The organism is Nocardiopsis sp. iso_25, assembly GCF_056173305.1.
The window spans coordinates 6,510,878-6,531,859 of sequence record NZ_CM149667.1 but is presented as its reverse complement, the minus strand read 5'-3'; the positions used below and the strand labels follow the sequence as shown (position 1 = coordinate 6,531,859).

Sequence of the window (20,982 nt, the reverse complement as noted above, 5' to 3'; positions counted from 1 at the left end):
GGCGGGGCCGACTGATGGAGACCACCTACGACGTCAAAGTGTGGGGGATCCGCAAGAACAAGAGGGCGACGGGCACCTACACGGTGCGCTGGAGGGTCGCCGACAGGGCCAGGCCGAGGACCTTCTCCACCAAAGCACTTGCTGAAGCGTTCCGATCCGAGTTAATCGTTGCCGCGCGCCACGGTGAGGCCTTCAGACTTGACACGGGCTTGCCCGATGCCTGGAAGACCGAGGATGTGAGCTGGTACGCGTTCGCCTGCCAGTACCAGGATGATCACTGGCAGGGGACGTCAGGGAACCACCGCAAAGACCGTGCACGGATACTAACCGACGCCACCGAGGCGCTGCTCAAGAAGACTTCAGGCCCGCCAGATCGAGACCTGCTCCGACGAGCGCTCCAGGGCTGGGCCTACAGCACCAATTACCGTGACGCTCCCCGTCCCGCGAAGGTGAGCGAAGCGTTGGCCTGGGTGAAGCAAAACACCCGATCCATCGGAGATCTGGCTACCCCGGCGCTTACCCGCAAAGTACTCACCCGCATCACGCAGAAGAAGGACGGCACACCTTGCGCGCCACAGAGCGCGATCAAGGCCAAACACGTGCTGTCACACGTCCTCGACTACGCAGTCGAGCAGCGGTACCTGGACGTCAATCCCTTGACGCAGCTCAAGTGGAGGACGCCCAGGCGCGGTGTGCGCGTGGTGGAGCGAGCCCTCGTCCCGAACCCCGCGCAGGCACGGGCGCTGATCAACGCCGTTGCCGCCCAACAACCAAGTGGTCCACGGCTGGAGGCGTTCTTCTGCACCCTCTACCTCACCGGGATACGCTCTGAGGAGGCAGTCGTCCTTCGGTGGCCCAACGTTCAGTTACCCCAGCGATGGTGGGACCCGGGCAGCCGGTCATGGCAGGAGTCGGCGGACCCGAAAAACAACTGGGGCGAGATCGTCATCAGAGAGGCCGCACCCGAGGTCGGAAAGCAGTGGACCGACTCAGGGAAACACCGCGACCGGCTTCAGCCCAAGGGGCGAGCCGCTGGTGAAAGCCGTGTCGTTCCGTGCGCCCCGCAGCTCACCCGCATCCTGCACCGGCACCACGACCGGTTCGGAGTGGGTCCCGACAGACTGGTCTTCTTCGGTGTCCGGGGGCGCCAGTTGGACACCGGCGTCTACTCCCGCGCGTGGAAGCGAGCCCGAGTCCAGGTTCTGGACCGCGAGCAGCAGGCGAGTCCGTTGGCTAGCACTCCTTATGACCTGAGACGAGCCTGTGTGTCCACGTGGCTGGACGAGGGGGTCTCCCCCGCCCAGGCCGCCGAGTGGGCGGGACACAGCTTGGAGGTCTTGATGAGCGTCTACGCCAGGTGCATCAGCGGACGTGAGGAGCGCAACAGAGACCGTATGGAGGCGGGTTTTGTGAGCTTCTCAGCCGAGTGACCGGGTTCTGAGTAGGACGACCGAACCCCGGTCGGCGAGCTCATCACCCCCTCCAGCGGCAAAGGTGCGTCTGACTTTGCATCAGTTGCGCTCGTACACGCGTTTTACCTGTTCAGGCGGGGTGGCGTGGTGTCGCTAAGGGGCTGTGGTGCGCTTCTGATCGGTGAAAAAACCACGTATGAGCCACAGAGGGTCGAAAAACAGCGGTTTCGGGCTTCACATGGTCTGGAACAAGCAAACCCCCGACCGCATTCTTGCAGGTCAGGGGCTTGTATGGTGCACTCGGGAGGACTCGAACCCCCAACCTTCTGATCCGTAGTCATCGGATGATCGGATGAATATCCGCATGTCAGAGCCCTGTGTCGCCGGTCCGACTCCGCACTTTTCCACGTATGTGCCACACCGCCGCGATCGTTGGCCCATCAGGCCTTCGGCATACTTCCCGCGCCATGCTGGAGGGGTCTGCGCGGCCCACCGCGGTCCCGCCTCACGCCTTCGCTGACCGGCGTCAGACGATGTGCGCGTGCCACCTCAAAGGGCTCCTCCTCCGCTGTGACGCCCGCGTCGCACGAAACCCACAGAACCTCGCCAGTAGGGCGAAGGTAGGGATTTCGTGCGAGCGTGCACGGCCTCGATGACGGTGAGCGCGCTGAGCACCGCCTCCACGCCGCGCGACCGTGGCTCCGTGACCAGGACCACCACGGCCTTGTCATCGGCGAGCAGTTTGGAGAGCCCTTCGCTGCCCAGGGCCCCTCGTGGCTCAGCCCGCGGCGGTCCACTGGCCCTCTTCGGCGAACGCCTCGTCGAAAACCTGCCGTGCTCGTAGCCTTGCCCGCTCGGATACCGGCCCCCTGCGACTCTCGTAGTCGGCCAGGTACTCGTTCAGCCCCTGTCCCCGCAGTTCCCGCTCGACGACCGCGACGATGAACGCGGAGAACTCCGGCTTGCCGTCCCGGGACCGGACGGCCTCCGCGTTCCCCTCGGGTAGCGACGGGCTGACCCGGGTCGCAGGCTTTGCTCGTGTCCGCTCATTCGGGGCGCGTCAGCACGTCCAGGAACTCGTGGTTCACGAAGAGGCGTTCCCGACCAACCTTGACGTCGCTGAGGAGCCTCGCCTCAACCAGGGCGTGCAACCAGGACGACGCAGTCTGGCGCGAGACCTCGCATCGGTCGGCCACGAGATTGATGCGGCAGTAGGGCTGCTCGAACAGCACTGCCAAGAACTGTGCGTCCCGACCACCCGGGGTGGCGGCACGAGCTCGCTCGGCAATGTCCTCCTGGCATGTGCGGATGGCTTTGATCTTTCGCGTCGTCGACACTGCGGAGTCGTGAACAGCGTCGAGAATGTAGAGGACCCATTCGATCCAGGCGCCGTCAGCTGTCACGGCTCGCAGGAGTCGGTAGTAGTCGTTCTTGCGGGCGATGATGGCGCGTGAGAGATAGAGGATCGGGTCGTCCAGTAGACCGGCCTCGATCAGCATCAGGATGTTGATGACGCGGCCGGTACGTCCGTTGCCATCGTGGAAGGGGTGGATCGCCTCGAACTGGTAATGGGCCACCGCCATCCGCACCAGCGGATCAAGGTCGTCCTCAGCGTGAACGAATCGCTCCCAGGCCGACAGCTTCTCGCGAATGAGGTCGGCGCCCTCGGGCGGGGCGTACACGACCTGCCGTGTGGTCGGGTTCGCGATGCGTGTGCCGGCCACCGCACGAATGGCCATCTCCCGGCCCTGCAACTCGGAGCAGATTCGGATAGCTGTCGCAGATGTGAGTGGCCGGTTCCTGACCGATTCGACTCCTGCGAACAGTGCGCTCCGGTAGCGCAGTGCCTCCTTGGTGGCGTGGTCCCCTCCGCCGGAGTCGGCGTGCTTGAACAGTTCATCGGCCGTGGTCACGATGTTCTCGATCTCGGAGCTGGCTTGTGCCTCGAGCAACGGGACAGCGTGGATCAGGATGTTGGGGTTCGGCAGCAGCTGGCCGGCCTGGGCGAGTGTCGCCAGCGCCGTTCGGGCTTCGACGGTCGCCTTGAGTACGGGTTTGGGCTCGAGGTCGAGGCCGGCCGGCGGCAGCGGGGGCAGATCGTTGAAGGGAACGTCGGGGTTCCAGGGCACGCGTCAACTCCTTCGACGTGTCCGCAAAACATGTTAAGAATCCTGGATAAACTTAACATGTTCTCGGGGCGTGTTAGGTGTCCCGACATGTCCTCATCACGCGTCGACCCGCGTTCGGGAGGTGCGTAGGCGGGGATGCGGGCTATTTGAGCTCTGGCATACCGGCAGGCCGCGAACATGACCCCCTACCGCGACACCCGGCTTACCCCTCTGACCTGACCGAGGACCAGTGGGCCCTGATCGAGCCCCTGCTCGGGGTCCTGGTTCACCCCTGGTACACGATGGAACGCTCCTGAACCAGAATGGGCCACCTTGGTCCAGCGACGGTACGCGGGACTGGAGATGTGGAGGCGACAGAGTCTCGACGTCCGCGCTCTCAGGCTGCTCGGACCGTGGGGCTGTACGGATGTACGCCCAGTGCAAGTTGGATGGTTCAGGCTGGCGGAGTGGTGGAAACTGTAGCGACGGATATCGGAATGCGGACCGAGCGCGCCCGGGCGGCATCGGGCCTGAGTCGGCGTACTCTCGCCGACGCCATGGGCATCTCGCGGTCCACGCTGACTCGGATCGTCTCCGGGAACCGGTCAGCGAAGATGCCTGAGGTCGTGTCCATCGCGTGGGAGACGGGGCATACGGTCGCTCAGCTCACCGGAACCGTGGTGGCATCCGAGTTCGGGCATGCGGCCCATGCGAGCAACGGTTCGGGCAGGGCCGGCATGCGTCACACCTTGTTGGGATTCCTGGAACTGAATGCCTACCTGGACGACCAGGCCATCCCCGACCCGATCTGAAATCAGGCTGACGAAACGTGAGCACTGAGAAGGCCGCACCGCCGCCGAACAGTACCGATCGAGGCACCCCGACTGCTGTCGCCCGACCTCCGGCTCTGGCCGTCCCCCACACCCACACGAAGTGAAGGCCTCCTTGGAGCATCTGGATGACTCGGGGACAGCCAGGGGCCGTGAGCGCATGATCGCTCGTACGGATGATGATGTGTTCGCACCCGAGCTCTGGTGGAACAGCCGGGGCCGTCCCTCGGGCATGCTTCGTTGCTGGGGCCGCATGTGCTCAATCCCGGTTGCGCGGGCCTGAAGATAGGAACCTAACGGCCATGCGGTAACCCGTGAGAAGTGTATTCAAAAAGGTATTCTTTTCACCTCCAGAAAGCCCGTTGTGTCCGGGTCTGGGTTGCTCTGCGCAACCTGATCGGTCGGCATCGCTGGTGAGGATCGTTCCTTCGCTTTCCCCTGACTCTCATGGCGGGTAGCACCTTTCCACGGGGAAGAGGACGAAAGCGAAGGATCTTCAGTGGCCGTTCGCCTGTTCAAGCGGTGTTCATGCAGAGAGCAGATCCTCGGGGTGGACGGTCGGCCGGCACTCGGCCGCCGCGGTGAACCCCGGTACCGGCGGCTGGGCAAGAGGTGTGGCGACATCGATGGTGCCGGTCACGGGTCCTGGTACTTCTCCATCCCGCTCCCCCGGTCCTCCTCGGGCTCCGGGGACCACACCTACCTCAAGCGCGGCGGGTATCCGAGCAGGAAAGAGGCCCACCGGGTCGGGGAGGCCGCACAGCGGCTGCTGGCGATCCCCGACCGCGACGACGACACGGGCCGCCGCGAAGCCGCCGCCGTGGTGGTGCACGCCCTGGACAACGGTGCGGAGCTGCCCGACGTAGAGACGGTGCGGGAGCGCTACCTGCGCCGCCAACCCCTGGCCCCGGCACCCACCCTCGACACCTGGCTGGACCACTGGCTCCCCTCCAAACGCCCCCACCTGGCACCCAGCACCTTCCTGGGTTATGAAACCCACGTCCGCCTCTACCTCAAACCGCACCTGGGCCGGTACCGGATCGACCGTCTGCGCGTGGACCACGTGCAGGACATGCTCGAACTCATCGAGGAGGAGAACGAGCTCATCGCCTTGGCGCGCACCACCGGGGACCCGGCACTGCGCGCGCGTTTCCACTACCGCCGCCACGCCGGCCCCACCACCAAGCGAGCCATCGTCAGCGCGCTGCGCAGCGCCTTGAACGCGGCCAGGGCGCGACAGATGATCACGTTCAACCCCGCCTCGCACGTCAGCGTCCCCAAAACCGAGCACCAGAGGCCGCAGATCTGGACCGATGCCCGGGTGCGCCGCTGGGTGGTCACCGGTGAGGCGCCCGGACCGGTCATGGTCTGGACCCCCGCCCAGACCGGGGCGTTCTTGGACCACGTCCGCGGCGATCCGATGGAGGCGCTGTTCCAGCTGATCGCCTACCGGGGCCCACGGCGGGGCGAGGCGTGCGGGTTGAGCTGGTTCGACCTCGATCTTGGTCATCGCACCGCCGAGATCTGGCAGCAGCTCGTCCTGCTGAAAGGGGAGCTGGTGTGGGCCAAGCTCAAGACCGCCCACAGCAGGCGGACGCTGGCCCTGGACGAGGTCACCGTCGAGGCCCTGCAGCGCCACCGCGAGCGTCAGGCGTGTTGGAGGGAGCGTGCGGGTGGAGCGTGGCAGGACTCGGGGCTGGTGTTCACCACCGAACTGGGAGCCCCGCTGCGCCCCGACCGGGTGCTGCGGCGCTTTCGCGAGCTCACCGCCCAGGCGGGTCTACCGCCGATCCGGTTGCACGATCTGCGCCATGGGGCGGCGACCCTGCTGCTGGCGGCGGGCACCCACGTCAAGGTCGTGCAGGAAACGCTGGGGCACTCCCGTGTGGCCACGACCCTGGACGTGTACACCAGCGTCCTACCGGAGCTGTTCCACGAGTCGGCACAGGCGGTCGCGGAACTGGTACCGCGCAGCCACGGCGCCGGGGGAATCGAACGTCGTGTCTAGGACTCGCGTGATGGTCGAGCGCTGGCTCGGCAGGGCCGGACACGGAATGGCTTCACCACTCTTTGCTCGGCCACTGCCAAGAGTTCATCTGGTTGGGGTTCTCGGCACTGCGTGTAGGACGAAGCAGCTTCGAAGGGCATCATCTATCCCGCGATGCCCTCATCCTGTTCTTCGTTGGGCACGTGCACGGCCATGACCTTTTCAGAGGTCCTCTACCCGACCCCGTTGTTCTTGACGCCGTCCGTGGCCGCGGCCCCCTGAGGCGCAGAGCAGAAGTCCGTTGCCGTGTCCTCTTCGAACTCGCCGGCCGACACGGACGCGGTGCCGACATAGGTGGGCTCGGGGGCCCCGGGCCCGATGGAAACCCAGCGGAAGTAGATGTACACGGCTCCGTGCCACACTGCCCGGGTCAGGCCGAACTCCTGGCCCTTTTTGACGCCTATGACCGCTGAGGACCTGTCGGGCTTGTTCCCCGCGGGATCGACGAGCGCTCCGACCGTCAGATTGTTGGAGCGGTTGTAGATGTTGGCGCGGGCCACGGCACCATAGGAGTCTGCCCTGATGGTGGCATACACGTAGCCGTCAGTGTTGGCCCGGTAGGTATACATCGCCCCCTCGGCCAACCCTTCGAACGGATGCCGGGCGGTCAGTTCGTGCATGCTTCCCATGAGGTTCGTTCCCTCGCTCATGCCGCTCAGGGTCAGGTTCTTCTTGACCGTCGCCCCGCCCTCGGCGGACAGTGTGCCGGTCACCCTGAGGCCGTCCTGGAGGAGGACGTCTCCGGGCCTGACGACCAGATTGCCCACTTGCAGGCGTCCCGGGCCGGTGCCGTGGGAGCTGTTGGCGGGATCCACAGTGAGGTAGCCGCCGACGTCGAGTTTGGCGGCGACGACCAGATCAGCCTTGGCCGCCAGCGTGCCGTTGACCGTGAGTCCGCTGGAACCGGTGGTGATGCCACCGCTCGACTGAGTGACGGTGCCGACCAGCGTGATGCCGCCGCCGTTGTTGTCCAAGAGCTTCGAGACCGACAGGGTCTTGTCCGCAGCCACGGACACGTCGCCCTTGGCCTCCAACCTGTCGTTGACGGTGAGCCTGTTGACGACCATGTCCGGGTTGAGGACGGTGACCAGCACCGACCGCATGATCTCCACGTCACCGACCCTGCCGATGAGGTAGAACGTCGTGGTCGCCCTGACGTCCGTGATCTCCTTGCGCTCCAGTTGCGTGACGTCCTCGGGGTCCTTGCCCCCGTACAGCAGGGTGGTGGTGACCCCTTCCGACCTCTTCCAGGTCAGGACGACCTTGCCGCCGTTGTCGATCTCGTAGGCGTCGGCGGAGAAGCCGTCGAGGTAGAAGTCCTGCGGGAACTTGCCGGTGACGATGCTGAGGGTGCCCGGACTGCCGGCCGGGTAGTCCTCGCGGACGCGCAGCTCGACGGCGCCGACCTCGTGGTTGACCGGGATGTTGGAGACCTGGAAGGTGAGCCCCTGTCCGGGGGCGATCTCGGTGTGGGGTTCGGTGGTGGTGAACTCGATGCGCTCACCGCTGCGGGAGGCGGTCCACCCGTCCAGGCTGATGCTGGACTCGACCCGCTCCAGACTCAGCGCGAGCTGGGCGGCCAGGTCCCCGGTGGGGATCTCCACGGACAGCTTCTTCAACTGCACCGGGGAACGGCTGTTGTTGGAGGCCACGAACACCAGCTGGGCGCGTGCGGGGTCCAGTTCGGAGTTGTCGCCCTCCTCGGCGCCCTCGGGGGAGACCCGGATCGGGTGCGGTGTGGTGTAGAGCGTGTACTCCAGGCCGGGTTCCTCGTCGGGGCCGGTGCGCAGGGTGTTGATGATGGCCATGTGGTTCGTTCTTTCTGCTCAGGGGTGAGAGGGCTATTCAGCGCAGCGGTGGGCGGCGACCGCGTCGTCCAGGACCAGGAACCCGGACCGCAGGTGCGGCTTGGCGGTCGGCTGCCGCGCGGGGTCGGCCGCCTCGATCGGATACTCCTGCCACTGCTCACCGGCCGGTTCGGTCCACGACCAGGTGCCGGTGACGGTCGAGGGGCGTGGCATGGACACCGCCGCCACCGGTTCCCCGTCCACCTGCCGCTCCACCGTGGCGGCCAGCAGCGGCCCGGTGCGGAAGGCCACCGACATGTGCTCCAGCACCGGGTCCACGAACCTGCGGGGGATCTCCAGCTTTCCCACGGGCAGCACGTCGGTGACCGCGTGCACGGGGGCGCGGGGGTCGATGAGCAGCATCACCTCGGCCGCGTCGTCGGTGTCCAGCCGCAGCCGCAGTCGTGCGCCGTTGGCGATGGGGCGCAGGTAGTCGGTGTCGGGGCCCTCGGGGTCGACCACCGTCTCCAGGTGCTCGTAGTCGCGGTTGAGCACGTATCCCACCAGGCCGTCGTCGGTCTGGGCGGCTTCGCCCAGGCGCACGGTCCACTGGTAGCCGGTGGTGGCGGGGGCGGGCGGTTCGATGGCCTCACGCCAGCCCACGTCGGAGCGGGCCGGTCCCTCCAGGTGCATGTCCAGTCGGGCGCGGACCAGGGCCAGGGGGCGGCCGAGGAAGAACGCGGCCCCGCCCGGGTCGGCGCCGCCCGGGTCGATCCCGGCCGCGGCCTCGTCCACGGTGGCCAGCAGCGCCGCCAGGGTGTCCGGGCCTTTGCGCCGCACGGGTTCGAGCACCTCGTGCAGGTGGGGGTGGTCCTCGCGCAGGTCGTCCATGGTGTGCAGGTCCGAGCCGGGTAGCCGTCGCCAGGCCACCACCTGCTCCCTGCTGTCGGGGGCCATGACCGTGCGCAGCTCGCCCAGGGCGTCCCCTTCGGGGGCGTAGCAGGCCAGGGAGGCGTCCAGACGGTTGTGCAGCAGCCAGCCGCACACCGGGTTGCGGGAGGGATCGAAAGTGACCGGCTCCTGGCTACCGGGGATGAGCGGGTCGAAGGCCAGGCGGGCGGGTTGGAGCAGCCGGGGCCCCAGCTCGACGTACCGGTCGGCGCCGAACTCGCCCACCGGGTGGTCGGGCACCATCGCCTCGGGGACGGCGTCCAGAGCGAAGTGGGCCGGGTCGTCGTCGGGTACCAGCCGTACGGCCCTGCCGAACCGGTCCACGATGGTCAGGCTGGAGAAGAGGATCTGTCCGGCGCGCAGGTCCACGAACTCCGAGGCGGGCCAGGGGTCGAACCGGCCGGGGAGTTTTCCCGGGTCGGGGGCCAGGCGCTGGCCGTCGCCGATCAGTTCGGCGATCTCGCCGGTGGGGGAGACGTGTCCTCCGGTCAGGCGCTGGGCCAGCCGGGTGGAGAAGCCGTCCAGGCGTTGGGAGAGCAGGTCGGCCTCGTTCGCCTGCTGGCGCAGGGTACGGATCGTGGCCGGGTCGAGGTCGTCGCGGTAGCGGGTGTAGGCGGCGAGTCGTCCGCTGAGGTCGGCGCCCGCGCTGGGCATCAGGTACTGCTTGCCGGTGATCTCCCGGTAGCCCTCCTCGCGCTCGCCGCCCTGCCAGCGGTAGCGGACCCCGTCGAAGGCCCACCGGTCCCGCCCCTGTTCCTGGAAGGGGGTGTGGTGGTAGCGCAGACTCCAGTGCAGGGCCAGCGGCTGCCAGGCCTGTTCCCAGTCGCCGGTGCCGTACTCGGGCAGGGCGCCCTCGTGGTCGTCCAGGTCCAGGCCGAGGGCGCGGGCGCGTTCGAGCACGAAGAACTCGGCGGCCAACGGTTCCAGGGCGGCGGGCAGGCCGGTCAGCTCCACCTGGTCGACGTCCTGGCTCACCCCGGGGGCGTCGACGCTGTCGCCGCCGTCGATGACCTTGGTGACGGCCTGGTCGGGGGTGCGGCACGGCAGGAAGAAGTCCCTGGAGAGCGGGGCGTGCAGCCCGGCTCCCTGGAGCAGGACGACCGGGTCGGCGGAGTGGTCGAACCCGGTGTCCGGCACGCGCATGAGCACCCGGGTGCCGGTGATGCCCTTGTCCTGGGCGTAGGCGCGGGCCTGGGTCTGTAGGTCCTCGTCCTCACGGCCCCAGGGCAGGTCCTCGCGGCGCATCCGGGCGAGTTCGGCGGCCAGGCGCCGCACGGTCCCGGCGGCCCCGTCGGGGTTGTCCGGGTCCAACTGGGCGGTGATGTGGTCGGTGAACTCCTCGGGCTTGTCCTCGTAGGTGGGCATCCGCTCCAGGAACCACAGGTGGTGGAGGCGCTCGCGGGCGGCGGCCAGGTCCCGTTCGAGCCGGTCGTGCTCGGCCTGGAGCCGGTTGAGTTCGCCCACCACGGAGTGTTCGGCGAGAAGCCGCTGCTGACGGACGCCCGCGGGTTCGGGCGGCAGGGCGCAGGGATCGCCGCGATCGGCGACCTGCCAGGTGTAGCCGCCGGGGCCGCGACCGAACCCGGAGCGGTGGGCGGCCCGGTCCAGCAGGGTTGGCCCCTCGGGCCGGTCCATCTCGTCCAGGGTGTCCAGCAGGAAGGCGCGGAACAGGTCGGCGTCCTCCTCGCTCATGGCACCGGCCGCCTGCTGTTGCAGCGCGCCCTGGGCTTCGGCGGTGCTGTTGCCCACCGCCACGGCCACGTCGCGCCGGTCGGGGATGGCGTCGTCGATCATCCCGGTGGGCTTCCAGCCGATTCCCAGGACCGTGCCGGTGTAGAGCGAGCGGCTCCGGTGCCCGGCCCCTGAGGGCGTCCGCCACTCCAGCTCCTCCAACAGGGTCGCGTAGTCGACGCCGCCGGAGAGGATGTCACTGCCGGGATCGGCGTACCAACCCGCCACGAAGTAGCCCAGCCGCTCCTCACCCTCCACGTCTTCCAAGGGGTCGTGGATGGAGAAGACGTTGGTGTTGAAGGGCTGGTAGACGGAGAAGGCGAGCAGGCCTGGCCCCACGGCGGTGAGGAAGGGCTCGCCACCGTCGTCGGGTTCGCTCCAGGGTGCGCCCTTGGCCAGCTCCACCTTGCGGCCGATCTTGGTGGCCTCGGGCCGGGCGGTGTGGGGGTCGACGAAGGAGACGGTGCCCTCCCACGCGTCCACGAAGTCGCTGTGCACCATCCAGGCCCGCACCTGGCGGGTACCGGACCGGTAGCGGGCCACCAGCCACCGGTTGGGCACCAGCGGGAAGTCGCCGATCTCGCCGTCGGGGCCCTGGCGGCCCCGGGTGAGCGCCTCGGGCAGCTGCCACTGGAGGTAGACGCCGGGCACGTCGGAGTTCTGCCACCACTGGGTGTCGTTGGCGAACGGGTCCGGTTCGGCGCCGCGCTCACCGTTGAGCACGGGATAGTAGTTGGCGGCGGCCCGGTAGACGACGCTGGTGTCGCGCACGGTGTCGTTGACGGCCAGGGCCGCGACCTCGACGGGCACGACCAGGGTGTCCGAGGCCGGGAAGCTCGTTGCGGTCATCGGGGGTGTCCTTCTAGCTCTGGGGACGGGCGAAGCGCTGGATCTCGGGCGCGTTGACCATCTGGAGGGCGAACTGCGCCGGGGTGAGGTCGTCCACGCCGACGGCCGCGGCCACGGCGGGTGCCAGCGGCTCGCCTCCTTCGGTCACGGCGACCACGTCGGCGCCGAGCGCGGCGTCGGAGGGGTTGCGCAGGAACCGGGCGAAGGCATGCGTCTGCTCGGGGAAGGGACCGAGCTCGGTGCCCACCTCTGCCTCGTCCGGGTCGAGGTTGCGCAGGGCGAGCTGGCCGCGGCTGCTGACCCCGAAGTGCAGGCCCTGGGGCGGTTCGGTGACGGCGAAGGAGTCCGCCACCTCCGGGTACAGCAGCAGGATGACGTCCTCGCCCACCTGCGCCCGGCGCGCTTCCTTGACCTGCTCGCCGTCGCGGTGGGCGGTGTAGAGGGTGTCGGGCCAGTTGGGGACCAGTTCTGAGCGGACCAGCACGGCCGATGCCGCCGAGACGGCGCCCTCGGCGGCCAGTTCGTTGAGCGCGGAGTCCAGGACGTGGCCCACGCCCACGCTGAGCGCCCCGTCCACGGCGGCGCGCACCCACCCGGGGTCGACGTAGGCGAAGCGGACGCTCTCCGGGGGCAGGGCCCCCTTGTCGTCGCGGTCGTCAAAGGTGGGCACCAGGTGGTCGAAGGGCACCTGCTCCAGCAGCCGCAGCCGGTCCAGCCAGGCGGTGACCGGCTCCAGTTCGTCGGACAGGGCTCCGGCCAGTGCCGTGCGGGTCCGCCCGCCGGTGATCGTCGCCTTCAGGTCGGCGGTGCGCACCCGCACCGGCGCGGCGCCGCTGGTGCGGACGCGGCGCTGTCCCGCGCGCAGGGCGGGTCCGGCGCCGGTGAGCGCGGCGGTCATCTCCCTGCCGCCTTCGGCGGTCAGCAGCCGGTCGAAGGAGCGCCGCGCCCCGGCCGGGCGCAGCAGGGCCGCGGTGTCGGCCATCGAGAGGTTTCCCGCGCCGGGGAGGGCTGCCAGGCGGCGGGTGGCCGAGCGGGCGGCACAGCGGTAGGCGAGCAGGTGGCGGCGGAACTCGGCGTCGGCCAGCGCCAGGGTGCGGCCCAGGGTGAAGGCGGCGGCGTAGGTGGCGTCGAAGATCCCGTACTCGGCCAGGTAGATGAGCGCGGAGGTGGCCGAGTCGAACCGGGGCGGGAGGTCCTCGGGCAGCGGCTGCGCCGGTGCGGCGGTCAGCGGTCCCCGGTAGAAGGCGTATCCGGGCTCCCCCGACTCCAGGCGCTGGGGGAGCGGGGCCGCCCCGCCCGCCAGGTACTCGCGGGCGGTGCGCTCGGCGGAGGTGGAGCCGGAGCCGTCCGGTACGCGCGAACGCAGGAGTAGGTCGGGGTGTTCGCCCTCGGGCAGGCCCTCGGTGGCCAGGTTGCTGGCGACGTCGCCGAAGCCCAGGGTGGTGCGGTCCTCGGACTCGAAGGACCACGACCACAGGGACACCAGACGGGCGTCGCCGGTGGGCGCGGTGCCGTCCAGGTGGTTTTCCCACCCCTCCAGGGAGACCAGGTGCACAGCGTGGCGGCCCTCGGGGGAGGGGAAGCGGTTGGCGACCACCACCGAGGTCAGCTCCTCCTCACGCGGCGGATCGTCCTCGTACCCGCTGCGGGTGTGGTTGGCGTCGGGCGGTCCGCCCTCCCGGGTGTGCGCGAGCAGCGCGGCCTCCGCGGGACGGGGCAGCACCGCCGCCAGCAGGTCCCCCGGGACCAGGACGGTGTCGCAGACCAGGTCCCACTCGTCGTCGAAGACGGTGCCGTGGTCGATGTCGGGCGCGATGCCCTCCACCTTCCTGTTGAGGAGGTCGTGGACGGTGCACGGCTCCACCAGCCCCAGGGCGTCGGGGTCGCCGGGCAGCTCACCCTCCCGGAAGAGGAGCAGCGCGGTCCACGGGATCTTCCGGTCCCGGCCCGGCAGCACCCGGGCCCAGGCCAGCGCGGGCAGTTCGGTGGTGATGTGCGCGAGCAGGTGCTTGTAGTCGCCCACAGTGTCGGGGACCGGATAGCAGGCCCGAACGTCGTCCTCGCCGAGTACGAAGCGCTGGGTGCGCACGTCGAAGGGCTGGCTGGTCGGGGGCAGGTCGGATCCGGTGTCGATCTCCTCGACGTCCTGGGTGAGGGTGATCTGGTACTTGCCACCGGCCAGGGAGGGGATGCGGTGGTCGAAGAACCGGGTGCGGGTCTGGACGGTGTTCTGGGTCATGTCGCGGTTCCTGTTCTCAGCCGACGGGGACGAGCATCGGCTCGCGGGTGAAGGCGACGGCGGCCTCACGGGCATAGCCGGGCAGTTCGGCGTCCCGGTCGCCCAGGTCGAAGCCCAGCCCGGTCAGGGCGTCGGCGAGCGCGTCGCGTTCGGCCCGGGTGGCCGAGGCGACGGTGTCGCGGATGGCGGCGACGGTGCCCTCGCGGTACGCGGGGACCGGGCCGTCCGGAGGGGCCTGCGGATCCAGCGGCTGGGGCCCGTCCGGGACCAGCGTGGTGTGGGCCAGCGCCTTCTCGCTGATGTAGCCGGTGCTGGTGCCGTGGGTGACCGGAGGCGAGGTGAGCTCGACACCGGTGAGCTGGTCCGCGACCACCTGGTCGCCGGGAGCGGGCAGGGCGGAGCCGTCGCCGGGCCCGTACAACGCTGCGGGCACCGCACCGCGCAGGGGTGTGTCCTCCCACTCCGACAGGGCCTCGGGGGAGTCGTCGCGCTCCAACTCCACCCGGTGCACGCTGGTGAGGTTGGAGCGGTCCATGGGGCGGATGCGCAACGCGTCCGAGGAGTGCGCGGGCTCGGTGGTGTCCTCGTCCAGGTACAGCTCGCGCAGCGGCAGGGCGGAGTCGGTCCGGAAGGTGAACCCGGCGGCCGAGACCTGCCAGGCCGGGCCGCGCTCGTCCCGGGTCCCTGCGGTGTCGCGCTGCTCGGACATCAGGCCCGGGCCCGCGATGATCCGCGCGGTGTGCTCCGGCGGCGGGAGCATCTCCTGGAAGCCCCGCCAGTCCACCGTGGACGGACCACCGTCGCGGCTCGCACCGAAATCGATGGTGAAGGAGACGAACCAGAGCTTGATCTTGGCCTGGCCGCCGGTGGGCGGCCCCCATACGCGGATGTCCGCGCCGACCTCCACGGTGATCGTGACGCGCACGAACAGCAGCTTCACGCTGGCCTGTACACCGATGTACACGCCGATGCCCACGTCGAAGTGGAACGGCTTCCACCTGACCAGCGCGTCCACCCATGCGTCCAGCCACGCCTTGACCGGGCCCGAGTGGAAGCGCACCGCCAGCAGGCCGCCCGCCATCGCTGCCCCGGAGGTGAGGGCGAAGTAGCTCTGCCCGGTGATGCTGACCGTCGACCCCAGACCCCACTCCAGGCCCAGGCGGGGCACGCGCGGGTAGTGGGCGGGCAGGTTCTTCTCGTAGTCCCTGTGGTAGCCGCCGACGGTGTAGACGAAGTCGCCCGCGCTGGGGTGGTCGCCGAACCACACCGCGAGCGCGCTGCCACCGGTGACCTTGCAGCTGGGGTCCAGGACGTAGGAGTCACCGGTGAGCTGGGAGCTCATCACCAGCTCACCGCCGAGGGGCTTGAAGACCGCGCTGACCGCGAGTTCGATGCTCGCGATCTTGCGCTCGCTCTCGGCCGGAAAGGACATACCGCCCCGGCCCAGCAGCGCCAGGGCCAGGTCGGACCCGGTCTGCAGGACCATCACCGCTTCGCCCTTGAGCAGCTCGAAGCTGGAGAAGGCCATCCCGGCGGCGATCCACAACTCGTCCTCGGCCGGGGTGATCCACGACGCGTCCCCGCCGGTGAGGTCCTCGAGGATCGCCACCGGGTCGCCCTCGGTGTCACCGATCGCCCCGGGGTCGCTGAGCGCCCGGACCAAGGGGAAGTCCGGGACCTCGCCGGCGTCGGTGGGCACGCGGATACGGCTGTTCCACCCCATCCCGGCGGCGATGCCCCGGATCTGGAACGGGGGCGGCCCGATGGCCTTGCGGGCGTTGAGTGCTCCGTAGGCGAAGAACGAGGGTTCTGCGCCGCTCTCGGGCTCGAAGAAGGCCGCCGCGCCGCTACCGGCGAGCGTCTTGGCGTCGATGGTGACCGCACCACCGAAGACCCGTTTGTACGACGGGTCGTCGATATCGCGCGTGGTCAGTGCCCCGGCGATCCGCAGCGGCGGCTTGCTGTAGGAGATGGAGACGATGCCGTTGGAGTAGCCGGGCGTGAACTCCAGCGGGGTGACGGTGCGACCGGACACCCCGATCCGGGAACCGCGCCCGCCCCTGTCCACGAGCAGGAAGCCCTCACGCCCGGCGACCACGTGCCGCCGCGCCCGGTTGGCCCGCAGCCGCGCACGCGAGCGGCGCTCGGGAACCTCCCTGGGCAGAGGGCGTCCCAGGCCGTCACGCTGCTGTGGGTCCGCGGGGCGGCGTGCGCGGGCACGCAGCGGTAGCAGCTCCGAGGTGCCGTCCGGATCTGCGGGCAGCGCCAGCCAACTGCCCTGGCCCAGTCGTCCGGTCCGCGACAGTCGGGGAGCGCCTGCCACCGACTCCAACCGGGCGGCGGCCTCCCGGACCTCCTTCTCGGACAGGTCACGGTCGGCGTGCAGCACCTGCCAGTCACCGCCGCCCTCGGCCACCAGAAGGAGGGTGGAGCCGTCGCCGGTGTGCGCCACCGCGGCACGGCCGAGATCGCCGGACCCGGTCACGAGGGCACCGTCCGGACCGGTATGCGCGGTCAGGACGGTCGCCCCGTCCAGGGCCGGTTCCGGCAGTGCCGGAGGGTCGGCCATCCCGAGCGAGGCGGCCAGGGCGTGCAAGGGCACGGGGTCCACGTCTTGGGCCGTGAAGGGCTGCGAACCATCGGCCGGAGCCGTCAACTCGACCCGGAACCCGCCCTCGTCCGAGCCCAGGGTGAGGGCGTGCCGTTCCCGGTGGCCGACGACGGCCGAACCGGTGGCCACGATGACCCGCGGTTCGGTGAACCCGGCGCGCACCAGAGCGGCCAGATCCTCGTCGAGTTCGTCCTCGGTGAGCACGGCGTGGACCTGCGCGCCGGTGACGTCCTCGCCGTCGGACTCGAAGACGACGTGCACCGCAGTGCCCCGGTGCGGGCAGGTCCCGCTGATGGTCAGCCGGTCGTGGTCGACGCGGGGGTCGTGGAGGCGTAGTCCGGGGGAACCGAGGAGGGCCTCCAACCGGCGGGGTGTTCCGTCCAGACCGAACACCGACCGGGGTAGTTCCACGTGGTCGCGGGAGTCGTCCAGGAGAGAGCGTAGCTCTCGGACGGCGAAGGGCATGGCACCTCAAAGGAGAACGGGCGTGCACGGAGAGTCACTGGAAAAGGGGGACTCGCCGGTTGCGCGAGCACGTTCCGATGACGCTGGATTGGTAACCGCGCTCCATCCCGGACAACCCTCGCCACCCCGATTGACCGCAGAGTTCCCCTCCCAGCGTCTACAGGGTGGGGGTACAGGGTGTTTTGTCGACGGCGCCATGCTGCGTCGGGCGGTGGTTGCAGCCAGGAGCATTCCGCCGTTGGGCAGGACCGTAATCGCGATTGTGGGGCGGGGACGGAAGGGCGTCGAAGCGGCGACGGGGCCACGGTGTTGCGCACCCATCCGCTGATCCGTCTGCGTGGGACCGTCGACTGCGCATGTTCACGTCGAGTACCCAGGGTGGGCAATCGACTACCATGCGCTCATGGCTACTGATCTGATCGAAGACTGCGGTGACGAGAGCTGCGTGTTCGAAATCAAGGACATCACCCTGACGCCGCCCTCCCCGGTACACGGTAAGGAGTTGCGGTGGGAGATGACCGGTCGGCTCCACGACCAGGTTGACCTGACCGGGGTGGAGGTCCAGGTCATGGTGAAGCTGGGCATGGTGACACTGGTACGGGAGAAGGCCACACTGCCCGATGTGCTGAAGAAGCTGGGTGCGGAGCTGGAGGGGGACGCGTGTCCGCCTGCCGGGGAGTGGAAGCAGACCTGGATCCTCACACCTCCTCCGAACACTCCGCCGGGGGAAATGCGGTTCCACATCGATGCGCGCACCAAGAGTGGGCAACCGTTCATGGAACTCAAGGCGCACGTGGACTTCCGACGACGCTAGCCCGTACGCCCACCAGCCCGGTCCTGGTCGTCGTCCGCCACACGGCGCGTGTGGCGGACGGTGGGGTTCGCCGCGCAGAACGTGCCACCGTGCAAGCGCAGGACGACGGGGTCGGCCGGTGCGCAGGACACCGGGACGCGCCCAGTGCCGCGCACGGGGCTGAACGCCTCGACGATGCGCACGGTGCCGCCACGCCGTGGGTTGCCGAGGCGCGCGGCGCTTCGGGCCCTGGACCGGCCGGAGGCGCCCGGCCCCTCGAAAGCGGCCGGTCCCGACGGGGCGCTCCCGGGAGCGTGCACCGTTTCCTTGCCCGAGCGCACCCGCAGTGGCACAGCACCGGCGTCGCGGGCGAAGGCCGCCGTGGCGGCCGGGGAAGGCCGGGTAGGGGACGCCGCACCGCTGATGGGTCTGGGACCACAGGGGTGGTCAGTACAGGTCCCGGCCCCCACACTCGAGGAACGGTCCACACCGGTGGACGGCAGCCCTCGGCGTGCCGGTGAGCGGCACACGGTGAGCCCCGCGAACCCGGCGCCGATCACACAGATCCCTGTGGCCTCGTGCACTCCTCCCGGTTCGCGTGCCCGTTCCCCGCATTGACCTCAGGGGGCTTCGAGGTGGGGTTCGTGGTCGCGGTGCCCGTTCTTACTGTGCGGATTCACGAGACCGTTGGCGGGAGCAGCGCTGGGTGCGTTGCTGATCGCTTCGGCGAGTTCGGTGAACTTCGTGCCCAGCGGTCGGATGACGTGCTTTTCTACCTGGTAGTAGTTCGTCAATGTGGCCAGCGGAACTCTGCGTAGGTGCCAACTGCCGGTCAGGTTGCAGTCGATCTTCGGGTCTGGATGAAAACTTCCGGTGAGCCAGCCCTCCCGGGTGGCTTCGAAAGTGCTCTCCAGACGGAAGTGGTTGAACAGGTTCTGTGCGGTGGTGAGAACCGGTTCGTCCAGGTTCTGGGGAAGGGGGTCGGTGACCCCGAACCAGCATTCCGGCTGTGGCGAGTTTTGTACGTACGCGTCTCCAAAACCCAACCAGGGCCAGACGAAAGCGACCAGGCGCACATCGGAGATGCGGCACTCGTCGGGGTTCGCGCCCGTTGGGACCCGCGCCGCGTCGATGTAGAACCGGCCCAGCCAGCTCGGCAGCCACAGGTAGTACGGGTAGGCGCTGTCATCGGAGAGGAGGTAGCTGTTGGCGTTGGAGAACAGCGATTTCCCAGCGACCGGGACCAGCTTGGTTCCGTATTCTGGCAGCGAGAACCGGACGCCGAGGACCTCGTAGAAGGACCTGATGTCGCGAAAGTACTCGGAGAGATGGTCGTATGCGGCCGAGGTCTCTTCGAGTACCTTCGGACGGAAGATCATAGGACTCCCATGTTGGGAAGGATGTGCGCGGAGCGTGATACCCGAACCAGTATGAGTAAACTTATATGGACATGCAAGGGGCGTGATGGACGGGAACGAAGATGTTAATAATGTGAACTCAGGTACTTCTGATCCGCTTGATATGTCCTTTGATGTTGCGGTCGTCGGCGCCGGTATGGCCGGTTGCCATATCGCGGCCAGGCTGGCGGACGCATCACCCCAGGTGCGCATAGGGCTTTTCGAACGTGCCCACAGGATCGGCGGTCGCCTCTACTCGGTACCGCTGCCAGGGCCGGCCGAGCCGTGGGCCGACCTCGGGGCGATGCGACTGCACACCGGCCTGAGTCGGGTCCTGGGCCTGATCGAGGACCTGGGACTGACCCCGGACCTGGTCCCCTTCACCTTCGACCGTCCGGAGAGTCCGCTCCACCTCAGGGGCACGGTGACACGTCACCGGGACCTGACCCGTGCGAGGCTTCCGTACCGCCTGCGCGACCACGAACAGGGCCTGGCCCCTGCTGCCCTGGTGACCATGGCGGCGGAAACCCTCCTGCCCGGGTTCGTCGATGATCGCCGCACCCACCACGAAGCCCTCTCCCGAGGAGAGACCCTTCGCGCCGCGGTCATGCTGGAGGAGTTCCGCGCACGCCACCGCTCGGTGAGGATCCGCAGTTCGAGCCTGGAGGAGACCACCTGGTCCGACGCCCTGCACGCGGTACTGGGCACCGAGGCCGTGGCCTTCGTCCACGACGCGGGCGGATACGACCCGATCGGTGCCGGTGAGAGCGCGGCGGCCCGCCTCGACGACCTGTACCGCACCCCGCCCGACGCCGAGTACGTCTGTCTGCGGCGGGGTATGGAGAGCCTGCCCCGTGCCCTGCACGAACGCTTCACACGGGCCGGTGGGGCCACGCACACCGGCCACCGGCTCCTGCGGATCGACCGCGCACCGAAAGAAGGCGCAGGAGCGACGAGAGGTACGGCCCGCACCGGTTACCGGCTCACCTTCCTGCGCCAGGCCCCGCACACGGGCGCCCCACCGGTCCACGTGCGGGTCCACGCCCGAGCCGTCGTCCTGGCACTGCCGCCCGAACCCCTGGGAGACCTCGAACGCACCGGGCTCCCCTTCGCATCGGGTTCCGTCCCCGCCCTGGAGCGGGTCGAAGCCGTACCCGCCCTCAAGCTCTTCCACCTCTACCCGCGCCCCTGGTGGCGCGACCTGGGCCTGAACACCGGCAGGGGCACGACCGACACCGCCCTGCGCCAGCTCTGGTATGGGGGTACCTGCCGTTCCGACGACACCGACGCGGAGGAAGACCCCGCGCCCCTGCTCGCCGCCTATCCCAGTGGCCCCTCGGCCTCGGACTGGGACGCCCTACCGCCCGGCGCGGCGGTTCACGGCGAGAACGCGCTCCCCAGCGTCGGGAACGCGCCCCGGCCTCCCGCCGCCGTGGTCACCCATGCCCACACCCTCCTCCAGCAGATGCACGGCGTCACGGACCTACCGGAGCCCGTCGCCGCCTGCTGGCAGCGCTGGGGGCGGGGAGCCCACCGAGCGGCATGGCACACACGACGCCCCGGCCACGAGCCCGACCTCCTCTCCCGGACCATGGGCCAGCCCGTCCCACGAGAACGCGTCCACGTGGTCGGAGACCCCTGGACCCACGACCCGGGATCGATCGAGGGCACCCTCGACAGCGCCGAGACCGTGCTGCGCGAGCACTTCGGCCTGCCCCGCCCCTCCTGGTACCACGACGCCGAATGACCCCGTACGCCCATC

Annotated in this window: 11 protein-coding genes; 5 read left to right on the top strand and 6 right to left on the bottom strand. The window is 69.1% G+C overall.

Annotated features, from left to right (window positions below; translation table 11 throughout):
- Window positions 1-14 precede the first annotated feature (14 nt).
- Window positions 15-1,430, top strand: a complete 1,416-nt coding sequence (locus AC0VX6_RS28055) for a tyrosine-type recombinase/integrase (RefSeq protein WP_475466913.1) — start codon at window positions 15-17, stop codon at window positions 1,428-1,430.
- A 1,028-nt stretch (window positions 1,431-2,458) separates the two neighbouring features.
- On the opposite strand, the gene AC0VX6_RS28050 is transcribed toward AC0VX6_RS28055, so the two are convergent.
- Window positions 2,459-3,541: a Fic family protein gene (locus tag AC0VX6_RS28050; protein WP_475466911.1), complete on the bottom strand. Its 1,083-nt coding sequence runs from the start codon at window positions 3,539-3,541 to the stop codon at window positions 2,459-2,461.
- 476 nt (window positions 3,542-4,017) lie between these two features.
- Here AC0VX6_RS28050 and AC0VX6_RS28045 point away from each other — a divergent pair, with 476 nt between their 5' ends.
- Together AC0VX6_RS28045 and AC0VX6_RS28040 are read left to right on the top strand one after the other, a co-directional pair.
- Window positions 4,018-4,332, top strand: a complete 315-nt coding sequence (locus AC0VX6_RS28045) for a helix-turn-helix domain-containing protein (protein ID WP_475466910.1) — start codon at window positions 4,018-4,020, stop codon at window positions 4,330-4,332.
- Between the two features lie 568 nt (window positions 4,333-4,900).
- Window positions 4,901-6,358, top strand: a complete 1,458-nt coding sequence (locus AC0VX6_RS28040; protein WP_475466908.1) for a tyrosine-type recombinase/integrase — start codon at window positions 4,901-4,903, stop codon at window positions 6,356-6,358.
- 212 nt (window positions 6,359-6,570) lie between these two features.
- On the opposite strand, the gene AC0VX6_RS28035 is transcribed toward AC0VX6_RS28040, so the two are convergent.
- Genes AC0VX6_RS28035 through AC0VX6_RS28020 form a run of 4 tightly spaced genes read right to left on the bottom strand, consistent with a single transcriptional unit; the run spans window position 6,571 to window position 17,030 of the window.
- The gene (locus AC0VX6_RS28035; protein WP_475466905.1) at window positions 6,571-8,205 is read right to left on the bottom strand and encodes a hypothetical protein; all 1,635 of its coding nucleotides are present in this window, start codon (window positions 8,203-8,205) and stop codon (window positions 6,571-6,573) included.
- 33 nt (window positions 8,206-8,238) lie between these two features.
- A complete protein-coding gene (locus AC0VX6_RS28030) occupies window positions 8,239-11,715 on the bottom strand; it encodes a hypothetical protein (protein WP_475466904.1) in 3,477 nt (1,158 codons plus the stop codon).
- A gap of 13 nt (window positions 11,716-11,728) precedes the next feature.
- Window positions 11,729-13,954 carry a hypothetical protein gene (locus tag AC0VX6_RS28025; RefSeq protein ID WP_475466903.1) on the bottom strand — a complete coding sequence of 742 codons (2,226 nt, stop codon included), beginning with the start codon at window positions 13,952-13,954 and terminating at the stop codon, window positions 11,729-11,731.
- 16 nt (window positions 13,955-13,970) lie between these two features.
- On the bottom strand, window positions 13,971-17,030 hold the full coding sequence (locus AC0VX6_RS28020) for a DUF6603 domain-containing protein (protein ID WP_475466901.1): 3,060 nt from the start codon (window positions 17,028-17,030) through the stop codon (window positions 13,971-13,973).
- 403 nt (window positions 17,031-17,433) lie between these two features.
- Here AC0VX6_RS28020 and AC0VX6_RS28015 point away from each other — a divergent pair, with 403 nt between their 5' ends.
- Window positions 17,434-17,844, top strand: a complete 411-nt coding sequence (locus tag AC0VX6_RS28015) for an ML domain-containing protein (RefSeq protein ID WP_475466899.1) — start codon at window positions 17,434-17,436, stop codon at window positions 17,842-17,844.
- A 599-nt stretch (window positions 17,845-18,443) separates the two neighbouring features.
- Here the strand turns inward: AC0VX6_RS28015 and AC0VX6_RS28010 are convergent.
- Entirely contained in the window at window positions 18,444-19,202 is a 759-nt protein-coding gene (locus AC0VX6_RS28010) for a hypothetical protein (RefSeq protein ID WP_475466897.1), read from the bottom strand.
- Window positions 19,203-19,287: 85 nt separating this feature from the next.
- Here AC0VX6_RS28010 and AC0VX6_RS28005 point away from each other — a divergent pair, with 85 nt between their 5' ends.
- Window positions 19,288-20,967, top strand: a complete 1,680-nt coding sequence (locus AC0VX6_RS28005) for a flavin monoamine oxidase family protein (protein WP_475466895.1) — start codon at window positions 19,288-19,290, stop codon at window positions 20,965-20,967.
- Window positions 20,968-20,982 lie beyond the last annotated feature (15 nt).

Bases quoted from the DNA above. Each gene is read 5' to 3' on its own strand.
- AC0VX6_RS28055 (WP_475466913.1), top strand. From the start codon at position 15: ATGGAGACCACCTACGACGTCAAAGTGTGGGGGATCCGCAAGAACAAG.
- AC0VX6_RS28045 (WP_475466910.1), top strand. From the start codon at position 4,018: ATGCGGACCGAGCGCGCCCGGGCGGCATCGGGCCTGAGTCGGCGTACT.
- AC0VX6_RS28035 (WP_475466905.1), bottom strand. From the start codon at position 8,205: ATGGCCATCATCAACACCCTGCGCACCGGCCCCGACGAGGAACCCGGC.
- AC0VX6_RS28030 (WP_475466904.1), bottom strand. From the start codon at position 11,715: ATGACCGCAACGAGCTTCCCGGCCTCGGACACCCTGGTCGTGCCCGTC.
- AC0VX6_RS28025 (WP_475466903.1), bottom strand. From the start codon at position 13,954: ATGACCCAGAACACCGTCCAGACCCGCACCCGGTTCTTCGACCACCGC.
- AC0VX6_RS28020 (WP_475466901.1), bottom strand. From the start codon at position 17,030: ATGCCCTTCGCCGTCCGAGAGCTACGCTCTCTCCTGGACGACTCCCGC.
- AC0VX6_RS28015 (WP_475466899.1), top strand. From the start codon at position 17,434: ATGGCTACTGATCTGATCGAAGACTGCGGTGACGAGAGCTGCGTGTTC.
- AC0VX6_RS28010 (WP_475466897.1), bottom strand. From the start codon at position 19,202: ATGATCTTCCGTCCGAAGGTACTCGAAGAGACCTCGGCCGCATACGAC.
- AC0VX6_RS28005 (WP_475466895.1), top strand. From the start codon at position 19,288: ATGGACGGGAACGAAGATGTTAATAATGTGAACTCAGGTACTTCTGAT.